Origin of the sequence: Enterobacter cloacae complex sp. FDA-CDC-AR_0132 (assembly GCF_003010695.1) — a bacterium.
Lineage (GTDB): Bacteria > Pseudomonadota > Gammaproteobacteria > Enterobacterales > Enterobacteriaceae > Enterobacter > Enterobacter ludwigii.
In genome coordinates this window covers 1974682-1988958 of the sequence record NZ_CP027618.1, presented here as the reverse complement: position 1 = coordinate 1988958, position 14277 = coordinate 1974682, and the positions used below count along the sequence as shown (strand labels likewise).

Below are 14277 nucleotides of genomic sequence, written 5' to 3'. Positions count from 1 at the left end.
GGTAAGCTCCGGTGCAATGTGATGCCCTCACCCTGGCCCTCTCCTGCTGAGAGGGAAAAAGCGGGGAATTGTGATGTAAGTTAACTATTCATAACTATGACAAATATGAACGGCTTCTGACATTTTGCATTTACCAACCTGTGATGAAGTGCGGATATCGACATTCAAGGAGATCCGCCATGAGCAGAACCCCGGTACTGGAGATGCGCAACATTGCCAAAACGTTTGGCCATTTCCACGCGCTCAAGGGTGTGGATTTGACGGTATACCCCGGTGAGATCCACGCGCTGATGGGGGAAAACGGCGCAGGAAAGAGTACCCTGATGAAGATCCTCGCGGGGGCCTATACCGCCACCAGCGGCGAGATCCTGATTGACGGACAGCCGTTTCACATCAAAGGGCCAAAGGATGCGCTGGCCGCGGGTATCACCCTCATTTATCAGGAGATGCAGCTTGCCCCCAATCTGACCGTCGCTGAAAACATTTTCCTGGGCAGCGAGCTGTCGCGCGCCGGGCTGGTACAGCGCAAAGAGATGGCCGCACAGGCGCAGGCGGTGATTGACCGTCTGGGCGCGCACTTCAAGGCGACCGACCTGGTAATGAGGCTGACCATCGCCGAGCAGCAGCAGGTTGAAATTGCCCGCGCGCTGCACCGTAACAGCCGCATTCTGGTGATGGATGAACCCACCGCCGCCCTCTCCTCACGTGAAACCCATCGTCTGTTCGAGCTGATACTGCGCCTGCGAGAGGAAGGAATGGCGATTATCTATATCAGCCACCGCATGGCGGAAGTGTATGAACTCTCCGATCGCGTCAGCGTTCTGCGTGACGGGCAGTACGTCGGTAGCCTGACGCGCGACAAACTGAACGCCTCTGAGCTGGTGAAAATGATGGTCGGCCGTCCGCTAAGCGATCTGTTTAACAAAGAGCGCGATATCCCGCTCGGCAGCCCGCGTCTTAACGTGCATCACCTTACCGACGGCAAGAAAGTGCTCCCCTGCAGTCTGCAGGTGCGTTCCGGAGAAATTGTCGGCCTGGCAGGTCTGGTGGGCGCCGGACGTTCCGAACTGGCGCAGCTGATCTTCGGCGCGCGCAAAGCCACGGGCGGCATGATTGAGGTCGACGGCGAACCGGTGGTGATCCACTCCCCGCGTGCAGCCATCGACAACGGGATCGGTTTTCTCACCGAGAACCGCAAAGAACAAGGGCTGTTCCTCGAGCTGGCCGCACAGGAGAACATCACCATGGCGACGCTGGAGCGCGACGCCACCTTTGGCATGCTGAACCGCAAAAAAGCGCAGACCATTTCTGACGATGCGATCGCCCTGCTTAACATCCGCGTGCCGCATTCACAGGTCCGCGCGGGTGGCTTGTCTGGGGGCAATCAGCAAAAGCTGCTTATCTCCCGCTGGGTGGCCATCGGCCCACGCATTCTGATTCTGGACGAACCGACGCGCGGCGTCGACGTCGGGGCGAAAAGTGAAATCTACCGCATCATGAACCAGATGGCGCGCAAGGGCGTGGCGATCCTGATGATCTCCAGCGAGCTGCCGGAAATCGTCGGCATGAGCGACCGCGTCTATGTCATGCGTGAAGGCAGCATTGCAGGTGAACTTCACGGAGCAGAAATTTCTCAGGAAAACATCATGACGCTGGCGACCGGCGTGAACGACTCTCATCATCAGGCGGTGCAACTATGACAAATTCAACCCATCCGCAGCAGGTGGCGAAGTCCGCCTCTGCCAAAAAAATGCTGATGAGCGATCTGATGCAGACGGTCGGCATTTTGCCCATCTTGATCCTGATTGTGGCGGTATTTGGTTTTATCGCGCCTAACTTCTTTACCGAAAGTAATCTGCTCAATATCACCCGCCAGGCGTCGATCAACATCGTACTGGCCGCAGGGATGACCTTCATCATTCTGACCGGCGGGATCGACCTCTCCGTCGGCTCCATTCTGGGCACCACGGCCGTGGCGGCGATGGTGGTGTCGTTAATACCTGAGTTCGCCATGCTTTCTATTCCGGCAGCGCTCATGCTCGGCCTGGTGCTGGGTTTGTTCAACGGCGCGCTGGTGGCTTTTGCCGGGCTGCCGCCGTTTATCGTGACGCTCGGTACCTATACGGCACTGCGCGGTGCGGCTTATCTGCTGGCGGACGGTACGACCGTCATTAACTCCAACATTAACTTTGAGTGGATCGGCAATAACTACCTTGGACCCATTCCGTGGCTGGTGGTGATCGCGCTGGCGGTAATTGTGCTGTGCTGGTTTATTCTGCGCCGCACCACGCTTGGCGTTCACATTTATGCGGTTGGCGGCAACATGCAGGCGGCGCGTCTGACAGGCATTAAGGTCTGGCTGGTGCTGTTGTTTGTGTACGGCATGAGCGGGCTGCTCTCGGGCCTGGGCGGCGTGATGAGTGCCTCGCGTCTCTACAGCGCCAACGGCAACCTGGGCATGGGCTACGAGCTGGATGCGATCGCGGCGGTGATCCTCGGCGGCACCAGCTTTGTCGGCGGGATCGGCACGATCACCGGCACGCTGGTGGGGGCGCTGATCATCGCCACGCTTAACAACGGCATGACGCTGATGGGCGTCTCCTACTTCTGGCAACTGGTGATCAAAGGGGCGGTGATCATCATAGCGGTGCTAATCGACAAATACCGTACCCGACACCATCAAAGTGCATAACAACAATACCCTACAAGCGAGGAAGAGAAGATGCGTTTGAAACCGTTAGTGACCGCGCTCTGTGCTGGCGCGCTGCTTGCCGCAACGCCGTTTGCGCAGGCGAAAGATCTGAAGTCCATCGGCGTGACGGTGGGCGACCTGGCCAACCCATTCTTCGTGCAGATCACCAAAGGTGCCGAGCTGGAAGCGCGCAAACTGGCGGGGGATAACGTCAAAGTGACGCTGGTCTCCAGCGGTTACGATCTCGGCCAGCAGGTGGCACAGATTGACAACTTTATTGCGGCCAAAGTGGACATGATCATCCTTAACGCTGCGGATTCCAAAGGGATCGGCCCGGCGGTTAAACGCGCGAAAGAGGCCGGGATCGTGGTTGTCGCGGTTGACGTCGCGGCGGAAGGGGCGGATGCCACCATCACCTCCGATAACACCCAGGCGGGGGAAATGGCCTGTAAATACATTACTGACCGCCTGAAAGGCAAAGGCAACGTGGTCATCATCAACGGGCCGCCAGTGTCCGCGGTGCAAAACCGCGTCGAAGGCTGCCAGACCGAGTTCAAAAAACATCCGGATATTAAGGTGCTCTCTGATAACCAGAACGCCAAAGGTAGCCGTGAAGGCGGTCTGGAAGTGATGACCTCACTGCTGGCGGCCAATCCGAAGATCGACGGCGTGTTCGCGATTAACGATCCGACGGCGATCGGTGCCGATCTGGCGGCAAAACAGGCCCAACGCAATGAATTCTTTATCGTTGGCGTAGACGGCAGCCCGGACGGCGAAGAAGCGCTTAAGCGTGAGAACTCCCTGTTTGTCGCGACGCCGGCTCAGGATCCGCAGGTAATGGCGGCAAAAGCGGTTGAGATCGGCTATGACATTCTGCAGGGCAAACCTGCGCCTAAAGAGCCTGTGCTGATCCCGGTGACGATGATCGATAAAAAGAACGTCGGATCCTATAAAGGATGGACAGTTAAGTGATGTAGTGCGGTTTGATGCCCTCACCCTGATCTTCTCTTCGCGCGAGAGAGTTGGGGTGAGGCCTGACATAGCGTCCAGGGGGCCCCATGAAACGCTCCGAAATCAATGAAATCCTTGGCCACACGCGGCAGTTCTTCTCCATGCACGACGTGCATCTCCCTCCCTTTGCCAGTTTTCCGCCGACGAAATGGCAGCAGCTTGATCCGGCCGCCTGGCAGGAAGTGTTTGATCTCAGGCTTGGCTGGGACGTAACGGCATTCGGCGGCGACCATTTTGCCGCACAGGGGCTAACGCTCTTTACCCTGCGCAATGGCTCACCGAACGGTGTGCCCTATGAAAAGTGCTATGCCGAAAAAATCATGCACGTCCGGGATGGTCAGGTGACGCCCATGCATTTTCACTGGCGTAAACGGGAAGACATCATCAACCGTGGCGGCGGAAACCTGATCGTCGAGTTATGGAATGCCGGTGCACATCAAGAACCTGAAAATACCGACGTGACCGTTACCCTCGACGGCTGTCTGCAGACCCACGCGCCCGGCAGTCAGTTACGCCTGCAACCCGGGGACAGCATCTGCCTCACCCCCGGTCTGTACCACAGTTTCTGGGGCGAACGCGGTTTTGGCGACGTACTGGTGGGGGAAGTGTCATCGGTGAATGACGATGAACACGATAACCATTTTTTACAGCCCATTGCCCGCTATAACAATATCGAGGAAGACGAACCGGCGGTGCTGGTGTTGTGCAACGAGTACAACCTGTTTCGGAAATAAGGAGTAAATAATGCCATTGATTTCTCTTGCCGACGGTCTTGAGCACGCCAGGAAACACCGCTACGCGCTCGGCGCGTTTAACGTTCTCGACTCCCATTTTTTGCGCGCGCTGTTTGCTGCCGCGAAACAGGAACGCTCGCCGTTTATCATTAATATTGCGGAAGTCCACTTTAAGTATGTCTCCCTGGAGTCGCTGGTCGAAGCGGTCAGGTTTGAAGCCGCCCGTCATGATATTCCGGTGGTGCTCAACCTCGATCACGGCCTGCATTTCGAGGCGGTGGTACGTGCGCTGCGCGTAGGCTTCAGCTCCGTGATGTTTGATGGCTCCACCCTGAGCTACGAAGAAAACATTCGCCAGACGCGGGAGGTGGTGAAGATGTGCCACGCGGTTGGCGTATCGGTAGAAGCGGAACTGGGTGCGGTAGGCGGTGACGAAGGTGGCGCGTTGTATGGCCATGCGGATGAAGCGTTGTTTACGGACCCGCTGCGGGCGCGCGAGTTTGTCGATGCCACCGGCATTGATGCGCTGGCGGTCGCCATTGGCAACGCGCACGGTAAATACAAAGGCGAGCCAAAACTCGATTTCCCTCGTCTGGACGCCATTCGCCAGCAGACCGGCCTGCCGTTGGTCTTACACGGCGGCTCCGGCATCAGCGATGCCGATTTTCGTCGCGCCATCGAACTGGGGATCCATAAAATCAACTTTTATACCGGTATGTCACAGGCCGCGCTCTCCGCCGTTGAGCAACGGATGGCAAAACGTCAGCCTCTGTACGATGAATTTGCAGAACTGTTGCTGGGTATAGAGGAGGCGATTACCGATACGGTCGCCGCGCAAATGCGCATCTTTGGCAGCGCGGGGCAGGCATAATGGAACGTAAAGGGATTATCGCCGCCGGCAATATGCTGGTGGATCATGTCCACCAGATTGTGCAATGGCCGGAGCGCGGCTGGCTGGCGGAGATTACCCACAGCGAACGTTCAACCGGCGGTGCGCCGCTGAACGTCCTGCTGACGCTGGCCAAAATGCACGTTGGCCTGCCGCTGCAGGCCGTCGGCCTGATTGGCGAAGATAGCGACGGCGATTACATCCTGGCGATGCTCGACCAGTATCACGTCAACCGCCAGCGGGTGCAGCGCACGACCTTTGCGCCAACCTCTATGTCGCAGGTTATGACCGACCCCAGTGGGCAGCGCACTTTTTTCCACTCCCCGGGCGCCAACCGTCTTCTGGATCTGCCCGCCTTCGACCGCCTCGACGGCGCGATGAAGATTTTCCATCTCGGCTACCTGTTACTGCTCGACAGCCTGGATATGCCCGATGACGAGTACGGCACCCGCAGCGCACGGCTGCTGGCCCAGATGCGCGATCAGGGGTATGAAACATCGCTCGATCTGGTCTCGCGAAAGGGTGACCCGCGCTATCAGCCGCTGGTCCTCCCTGCCCTGCGCCATCTTGATTATCTGGTCATCAACGAACTGGAAGCCGGCGAGTTTAGCGGGCTGGAAATGCGCGACGAGAACGATGCCCCGCACATTGCCCATATCGCGGAAGCCGCCTCACAGCTTCTGGCGGCTGGCGTGCGTCAGCGGGTGGTGATCCACTGTCCGGAAGGGGCGTGGGGGTTAACACCGGACGATGAAGGGCGCTGGATCCCCTCCTGGTTGCTGGAGCGGGAAGAGATTATCGGCAGCGTCGGGGCGGGTGATGCCTTCTGCGCAGGCTTCTTATACGGCTGCCATGAAGCGTTGCCGCTGGTCGAGAGTATTTATCTGGCCCATGCCTGCTCGCGGGCAAGCCTGCTGGCTGCAAACGCCATTGATGGGGCAAAAACGCTGGCCGAGCTGCAGCTGTTTATTAAAGAGAATATTTAAGCCGCTTTCTCGCTGTGAGACACATCGGCAGCAAAGACGTAGCCCAGCCCCCGGACGGTTTTAATGAGTGCGGGCTGATGCGGGTTGGCTTCTATTTTACGGCGCAGGCGCATGATCAACACATCGATTGTGCGGTCGAACACCTCGGCACTTTCGCTGTGCGTCAGCTCGAGCAGTTGTTCCCGGCTGAGCACCCGCCGGGCGTTCTGGGTGAGCGCCAGCAGCAGACCATATTCTCCCTGGGTCAACGGTACGGGGTTACGCTGCGGATCGCTGAGTTCACAGCGGGAGGTATCCAGCGTCCAGCCATTGAACGTCACGCCCGCCACGCGTGGCACCGGGGTGTCTGCGGCCAGTGCCCCGGTACGGCGAAGCACGGCTTTAACCCGGGCAACCACCACGCGCGGGTTAAACGGTTTGCCAATATAATCGTCGGCCCCCATCTCCAGCCCCACCACCACGTCTGACTCACTGCCCAGCCCGGTCAGCATCACCACCGGCAGCTCCGGACGTTGCTTTTGCAGGTGCAGTAATACCTGCAGGCCGTTGATATCCGGCAGCATCATATCCAGCAGGACAAGGGCGATGTGTGGCTCATGCTGAACCAGACTCAGCGCGTCCTGGCCGTTATGGCAGACGAGCACGCTAAAGACGTGCTCACTCAGCACATCCTGCAGCAGCTCGCAGACTGCGGTATCGTCATCAACCACCAGAATCGCCGGTTTCATCGCATGCTTCCATCAGGGGATTATGTTAAGTCTGAACTATTCTGCCGTCGGCTCCAGCCAATTTGACTTTTACATGACGGAATTACAACCCATGTCACATCCACTGCCCATTCGACACGTCAATTTTGACGATTGGCTGTTTTTCGTCAGGGTTTTGCCCCTGTTTTGGCCGTAAAGTCTGCGGATACCCACAATAAAAACATGGCATAGAAGCTGCATAGTGGGGCGTAAGCATTGATTAACTGGAGCAGACTGATGAAAAAAGTCGTCACGGTTTGCCCTTATTGTGCCTCGGGTTGCAAGATCAACCTGGTGGTCGATAACGGCAAAATCGTCCGGGCGGAGGCCGCCCAGGGGAAAACCAACCAGGGCACGCTGTGCCTGAAAGGCTACTACGGCTGGGATTTTATTAACGATACCCAAATCCTTACCCCACGCCTGAAAACCCCTATGATCCGCCGCGAGCGCGGTGGCAAGCTGGAAGCCGTCTCCTGGAGCGAGGCGCTGGATTATGTCGCCACGCGCCTGAGCGCCATCAAAGCCAAGTATGGCCCGGATGCGATCCAGACTACCGGCTCTTCACGCGGTACCGGTAATGAAACCAACTATGTAATGCAAAAATTCGCGCGCGCCGTTATTGGTACCAATAACGTCGACTGCTGCGCTCGCGTCTGACACGGCCCATCGGTTGCAGGTCTGCACCAGTCGGTCGGTAACGGCGCTATGAGTAACGCGATCAACGAGATAGATAACACCGATCTCGTGTTTATTTTTGGCTATAACCCGGCGGATTCTCACCCTATCGTCGCGAACCACGTGATTCGCGCCAAACAGAATGGGGCGAAAATCATCGTCTGCGATCCGCGCAAAATTGAAACGGCACGTATTGCGGATATGCACATTGCCCTGAAAAACGGCTCGAATATCGCGCTGTTGAATGCGATGGGCCACGTCATTATTGAGGAGAATCTGTACGACCAGGCGTTCGTCGCGACCCGTACGGAAGGGTTTGACGAGTATCGGAAAATTGTCGAAGGCTACACGCCGGAGTCCGTCGAAGCGATAACCGGCGTAAGCGCGCAAGAGATCCGCCAGGCAGCGCGGATGTACGCCGGGGCGAAAACCGCGGCCATTTTGTGGGGCATGGGCGTAACCCAGTTCTATCAGGGCGTGGAAACCGTACGCTCCCTGACAAGCCTCGCGATGCTGACCGGAAATCTGGGCAAACCGCATGTGGGCGTGAACCCGGTACGTGGTCAGAATAACGTGCAGGGTGCGTGTGACATGGGCGCACTGCCGGATACCTATCCGGGCTATCAGTACGTTAAATTCCCGGAAAATCGGGAGAAATTCGCGAAGGCCTGGGGCGTGGAGAGCCTGCCGGAACATACCGGGTATCGCATCAGCGAGCTGCCGCACCGTGCGGCGCACGGTGAAGTGCGTGCCGCCTACATTATGGGTGAAGATCCGCTGCAGACCGACGCCGAGCTGTCAGCGGTGCGTAAAGGCTTTGAGGATCTCGAACTGGTGATTGTCCAGGACATCTTTATGACCAAAACCGCGGCGGCGGCGGATGTGATTTTACCGTCAACGTCATGGGGCGAGCATGAAGGTGTCTACACGGCGGCAGACCGCGGCTTCCAGCGCTTCTTCAAAGCGGTGGAGCCGAAGTGGGATCTGAAAACCGACTGGCAGATCATCAGCGAAATCGCCACCCGCATGGGTTATCCGATGCACTACAACAACACCCAGGAAATCTGGGACGAGTTGCGCAAACTGTGTCCGGACTTCACCGGTGCCACCTATGAGAAAATGGGTGAGCTGGGGTATATCCAGTGGCCATGCCGCGATGAGTCAGAGGCCGATCAGGGCACGTCGTATCTCTTTAAAGAGAAGTTCGACACCCCGAACGGACTGGCGCAGTTCTTCACCTGCGACTGGGTCGCGCCAATCGATAAACTCACCGATGAGTATCCGATGGTGCTCTCTACCGTGCGTGAAGTGGGCCACTACTCCTGTCGTTCGATGACCGGTAACTGTGCTGCGCTGGCGGCACTGGCGGATGAACCGGGCTATGCGCAGATCAACACCGCTGACGCAGAGCGTCTGGGTATTGAAGATGAAGCCCTGATCTGGGTGCACTCGCGTAAAGGACGCATCATTACCCGTGCGCAGGTTAGCGACCGACCTAACAAAGGGGCGGTCTATATGACCTACCAGTGGTGGATTGGTGCCTGCAACGAACTGGTGACGGAGAACTTAAGCCCGATAACCAAAACGCCGGAGTATAAGTACTGCGCCGTACGCGTGGAACCGATTGCCGACCAGCACGCCGCGGAACAGTATGTGATTGACGAATATAGCAAGCTGAAAGCCAGACTGCGCGAAAGCGCGTTGGGTTAATGCCGTTAATTAATCGATGAATAAAAGGGGTGACTTATTCACCCCTTTTTTATTTCTTAATAAGCTATTTATATTATCAATATATATTGTGCACGCTGCCCCGCAGCAATAATGTCATTAGCACCGAAATAAATACCCGGCTTTGTATTTTAATTCAGTGAGAGAATCTCCCCCGCGAGCGTCTAATACCCTCTTTCACAAGCATTATTGTGAGACGAAACGCGGCGGGCACCGGGAAATGTTCATTCACCGTTACCGCGCCCGTTTTTTTCTTCTGCGACGACGATTATACTGCGCGGCGTGTACCCAGATGATAAGAATCCATGAAATCAATTTTTCTGATGTTGTTATTTTTTACGTCACTCGTCCACGCGGATGAGATTGGCAGCCAGTACAAGCAACAGGCGGAAGCGGGTGACGCCCGCGCCCAGTATTACCTTGCCGATACCTACTTCAGTTCCGGCGACAGCAAGCAGGCCGCGCAGTGGGCAGAGAAAGCAGCAAAAGGGGGCGATGTCGACGCCATGGCGTTGTTATCGCAAATCCAGTTTACACAGGGCGATTACGCGCAGGCCAAAGCGCTGGCGCAGCAGGCCACTATCGCCGGCAGTAAACGCGGCGCAATTATGCTGGCACGCGTGCTAGTCAACATCCAGGCAGGGAAAACTGACTACCCACAGGCCATCGCACTGCTGCAAACGGCAACCGAAGATATCGACAACGATTCCGCGGTGGATGCGCAAATGCTGCTGGGGATGATTTATGCCAACGGCGTTGAGGTGGCGCAGGACGACGTCAAAGCCGCGTCGTGGTTCAAACGCAGCTCCTCCCTTTCGCGTACGGGTTACGCGGAGTACTGGGCCGGAATGCTGTTCCAGCAGGGCGAGAAAGGCTTTATAACGCCGAATAAGCAGAAAGCGCTCTACTGGCTGAACCTGAGCTGTACCGAAGGATTTGATACGGGATGTGAAGAATTTGACGCGTTGAGTGGGGAGTAAAGTCTCTTACACGGCACTCTCTTTTGGCAGAGAGGGAATGCGAAAAGGCCGGGTTAACCCCGGCCTTTTTATTTTACTGGTCTGCGGTCTTATCAAAACGACCCAGCACTTCGCGTTCATACGCCAGCGCTTTTTTACGGTCGAATTTGTGCTCCCACTTAGCGATAACCAGCACCGCCAGGGCGTTACCCACCACATTCAACGCCGTACGCGCCATGTCGAGGATACGGTCGACACCGGCGATAAACGCCAGACCTTCCAGCGGGATCCCTACGCTGCCCAGGGTGGCCAGCAGCACGACAAAGGAGACGCCAGGTACGCCTGCGATGCCTTTTGAGGTCACCATGAGGGTCAGCACCAGCACGATCTCCTGCCACAGAGACAGGTCAATGCCGTACAGCTGAGCAATAAAGATAGCCGCAATACTCTGGTACAGCGTTGAGCCGTCCAGGTTAAAGGAGTAGCCGGTTGGCACCACAAAGCTGGTAATCGACGCCGGCGCGCCGTAGGCCTCCATCTTCTCGATAATACGCGGCAGTACGCTTTCAGAGCTTGCCGTGGAGTACGCGAGAATCAACTCATCTTTGAGAATACGGATCAGGATCCAGATGCTCAGCCCACACAGGCGCGCCACAATTCCCAGCACCACCAGCGCGAAGAACAGGATGGCGAAGTGAACCAGAATCACCAGCTTCGCCAACGGCCACAGGGAGGCGAAACCGAAGTTCGCCACGGTTACCGCGATAAGCGCAAACACCCCAACCGGCGCGTAGCGCATCACCATGTGAGTCACTTTGAACATGGTTTCAGAAATTGAGCGGAACACGGTGACCAGCGGTTCACGGTGCGTGGCAGGCAGGGAGGAGAGACCCAGACCAAACAACACCGAGAAGAAGATGATCGGCAGCATCTCGCCCTTCGCCATGGAAGCCACGATGTTGGTCGGCACCAGCGAAAGGATGGTTCCCATCAGGCCATGCGCGTGGCTCTGTACTTCAGCGGTAGTGCTTTGATATTTCGAAATATCCACCGTCGCCAGCTGCGACATATCGATCCCGGATCCTGGCTGGAACACGTTCGCCAGTGTGATGCCCAGAATGATGGCAATCGTCGTGATCACTTCGAAATAAAGAATTGTCTTCGCGCCGATACGGCCTAACTGTTTTGCATCCCCCACACCGGCAATGCCGACGACCAGCGTTGAGATAACAATCGGTACGACAATCATCTTGATCAGATGAATAAAGATATCTCCTGCCGGGGAGAGCAGGTTCGCAATCAGCCACTCGCGGCTGTCGCTGTGATAATGCAGGTAACTACCCAGCAGGATACCCAGCACAAGGGCTAGCAAGATTTGCCAGGCCAGGCTGACTTTAACGTTTTTCATAGAAACTGACTTCCTCAATGAAGCGCCCTATTCACATAAACTGCATGAATATGGATACATACTGAAAGGGTATGAATTGTGTTGCGTTGGTTTATGGGATTTTTTAACGCGGCGTATGAGTATCATTTGCGCGGCATGTTGCGCAAGCCTTAAAGAACGGCATATTTCGCTGCAAAAAGCGGTCATGACGTGAGTTTGTCACAATTCCCATCAATAACTTTTTGTTATAAAAAGGCTTTTTTAATGGAATTTGTGAATAATCGGCACGGTGAATTATTTTCCTTCAAAGTTTCATTCGCTCATTTTTCATACTCTTCAAACAATGCGTGATCTGTAGCCCAAATAATAAACAAAGCTTGTAAAGCCCCTACTATTAACGTTTTTGCGACATATTATTAACATCTTACAAGGAGAAAAAAAGCCATGAGCCAAGTACATAAACACGACATTCCCGCAAACATTGCGGACCGTTGCCTGATAAACCCGGAGCAGTACCACGAGAAGTATCAGCAATCCGTCTCCAGCCCGGACGTCTTCTGGGGTGAGCAGGGCCATATTCTTGACTGGATTAAACCTTATCAGAAGGTGAAGAACACCTCCTTTGCGCCCGGCAACGTCTCCATTAAATGGTACGAAGACGGCACGCTGAACCTGGCAGCAAACTGTCTTGACCGCCACCTTGCCGAACGCGGTAATGAAACGGCCATTATCTGGGAGGGTGACGACGCCTCTCAAAGCAAACACATTACTTATAAAGAACTGCACCGCGACGTGTGCCGCTTTGCCAACGTTCTGCTGGAAAGGGGCATTAAAAAAGGCGACGTGGTGGCTATCTATATGCCAATGGTGCCTGAAGCGGCAGTAGCCATGCTGGCCTGCGCGCGCATCGGTGCGATTCACTCGGTGATTTTTGGCGGCTTCTCACCGGAAGCGGTAGCCGGACGTATAGTCGATTCCAGCTCGAAACTGGTGATCACGGCCGATGAAGGCGTGCGCGCTGGCCGTGGCATTCCCCTGAAGAAAAACGTCGATGAAGCGCTGAAAAATCCGAACGTGAAAACTGTCAGCAACGTCATCGTTCTCAAGCGTACCGGCGGCAAGATCGACTGGAATGAAGGACGCGACCTGTGGTGGAGCGATCTGATTGAAAAAGCCAGCGACCAACATCAGCCGGAAGAGATGAACGCGGAAGACCCGCTGTTTATTCTTTACACCTCCGGCTCAACCGGCAAACCGAAAGGCGTGTTGCACACCACCGGCGGCTATCTGGTCTATGCCGCTACCACCTTCAAGTACGTATTCGACTACCATCCGGGCGACATTTACTGGTGTACTGCCGACGTAGGCTGGGTCACCGGTCACAGCTACCTGCTTTACGGCCCGCTGGCCTGTGGTGCCACTACGCTGATGTTTGAAGGCGTACCGAACTGGCCAACGCCGGCACGCATGTGTCAGGTGGTCGACAAACACAAGGTCAATATTCTCTATACCGCCCCAACGGCGATCCGCGCATTAATGGCGGAAGGCGATAAGGCCATTGAAGGCACTGACCGCTCTTCGCTGCGCATCCTCGGTTCCGTTGGCGAGCCCATCAACCCGGAAGCCTGGGAGTGGTACTGGAAGAAAATCGGCAACGAAAAATGTCCGGTAATGGACACCTGGTGGCAGACCGAAACCGGCGGCTTTATGATCACCCCTATGCCGGGTGCGACACAGTTAAAAGCCGGTTCAGCAACTCAACCGTTCTTCGGCGTACAACCTGCGCTGGTGGATAACGAAGGTAATCCGCTGGACGGGGCCACCGAAGGCAATCTGGTGATCACCGATTCCTGGCCGGGCCAGGCGCGTACCCTGTTCGGCGACCACGAGCGCTTCGAGCAGACCTACTTCTCGACCTTTAAAAACATGTACTTTAGCGGTGACGGCGCCCGGCGTGACGAGGACGGTTATTACTGGATAACCGGGCGCGTGGACGACGTGCTGAACGTCTCCGGCCACCGTCTGGGTACCGCGGAGATTGAATCCGCGCTGGTATCTCATCCGAAGATCGCCGAAGCCGCCGTCGTCGGGATCCCACACAACATTAAAGGCCAGGCGATTTACGCCTACGTCACGCTGAATCATGGCGAAGAGCCGTCACCAGAGCTGTATGCCGAGGTGCGCAACTGGGTACGTAAAGAGATTGGCCCGCTTGCCACGCCGGACGTGCTGCACTGGACCGACTCTCTGCCGAAAACCCGCTCAGGCAAAATTATGCGCCGCATATTGCGCAAAATCGCAGCCGGTGACACCAGCAACCTCGGTGATACCTCAACGCTTGCCGATCCTGGCGTGGTGGAAAAACTGCTCGAAGAGAAGCAGTCCATCGCAATGCCATCGTAACGCGATCTCCCCTCTCCCCCCCGGGAGAGGGAATAAAAAAACCTCCCCTATAAATACTTCTGGAGAC

At 56.2% G+C, this 14277-nt stretch carries 11 protein-coding genes; 9 read left to right on the top strand and 2 right to left on the bottom strand.

All coding sequences use genetic code 11. From position 1 onward, the window contains the following. Positions 1 to 179: 179 nt before the first annotated feature. The 6 genes from AM379_RS09620 (at position 180) to AM379_RS09595 (ending at position 6312) form a co-directional block, all read left to right on the top strand. The gene (locus AM379_RS09620; protein WP_020882824.1) at positions 180 to 1700 is read left to right on the top strand and encodes a sugar ABC transporter ATP-binding protein; all 1521 of its coding nucleotides are present in this window, start codon (positions 180 to 182) and stop codon (positions 1698 to 1700) included. After that, the gene (locus tag AM379_RS09615) at positions 1697 to 2692 is read left to right on the top strand and encodes an ABC transporter permease subunit (protein WP_014168244.1); all 996 of its coding nucleotides are present in this window, start codon (positions 1697 to 1699) and stop codon (positions 2690 to 2692) included. Before AM379_RS09620 ends, AM379_RS09615 begins: the two co-directional genes overlap by 4 nt. 30 nt (positions 2693 to 2722) lie before the next feature. Next, a complete protein-coding gene (locus AM379_RS09610) occupies positions 2723 to 3664 on the top strand; it encodes an ABC transporter substrate-binding protein (protein ID WP_014168243.1) in 942 nt (313 codons plus the stop codon). Positions 3665 to 3750: 86 nt separating this feature from the next. Then, positions 3751 to 4437 (top strand): D-lyxose/D-mannose isomerase, encoded by a 687-nt coding sequence (locus AM379_RS09605; protein WP_014168242.1) that lies wholly within the window; start codon positions 3751 to 3753, stop codon positions 4435 to 4437. A gap of 10 nt (positions 4438 to 4447) precedes the next feature. Next, on the top strand, positions 4448 to 5308 hold the full coding sequence (locus AM379_RS09600; protein WP_025206378.1) for a ketose 1,6-bisphosphate aldolase: 861 nt from the start codon (positions 4448 to 4450) through the stop codon (positions 5306 to 5308). After that, the gene (locus tag AM379_RS09595) at positions 5305 to 6312 is read left to right on the top strand and encodes a carbohydrate kinase family protein (RefSeq protein WP_106503642.1); all 1008 of its coding nucleotides are present in this window, start codon (positions 5305 to 5307) and stop codon (positions 6310 to 6312) included. Before AM379_RS09600 ends, AM379_RS09595 begins: the two co-directional genes overlap by 4 nt. Here AM379_RS09595 and AM379_RS09590 read toward each other — a convergent pair. Then, entirely contained in the window at positions 6309 to 7040 is a 732-nt protein-coding gene (locus AM379_RS09590) for a response regulator (RefSeq protein WP_014168239.1), read from the bottom strand. The genes AM379_RS09595 and AM379_RS09590 overlap by 4 nt on opposite strands. Positions 7041 to 7295: 255 nt before the next feature. Here AM379_RS09590 and fdhF point away from each other — a divergent pair, with 255 nt between their 5' ends. Both fdhF and AM379_RS09580 read left to right on the top strand, forming a co-directional pair. After that, the gene (gene fdhF, locus AM379_RS09585; RefSeq protein WP_078774721.1) at positions 7296 to 9443 is read left to right on the top strand and encodes a formate dehydrogenase subunit alpha; all 2148 of its coding nucleotides are present in this window, start codon (positions 7296 to 7298) and stop codon (positions 9441 to 9443) included. A 323-nt stretch (positions 9444 to 9766) separates the two neighbouring features. After that, positions 9767 to 10441 (top strand): tetratricopeptide repeat protein, encoded by a 675-nt coding sequence (locus AM379_RS09580; protein ID WP_106503641.1) that lies wholly within the window; start codon positions 9767 to 9769, stop codon positions 10439 to 10441. A gap of 73 nt (positions 10442 to 10514) precedes the next feature. Here AM379_RS09580 and gltP read toward each other — a convergent pair whose 3' ends face one another. Further along, entirely contained in the window at positions 10515 to 11828 is a 1314-nt protein-coding gene (gene gltP / locus AM379_RS09575; RefSeq protein WP_013095082.1) for a glutamate/aspartate:proton symporter GltP, read from the bottom strand. Between the two features lie 423 nt (positions 11829 to 12251). On the opposite strand from gltP, the gene acs reads away from it, so the two are divergent. Beyond that, positions 12252 to 14210: an acetate--CoA ligase gene (acs, locus tag AM379_RS09570; protein WP_020882831.1), complete on the top strand. Its 1959-nt coding sequence runs from the start codon at positions 12252 to 12254 to the stop codon at positions 14208 to 14210. The last annotated feature ends 67 nt before the right edge of the window (positions 14211 to 14277 follow it).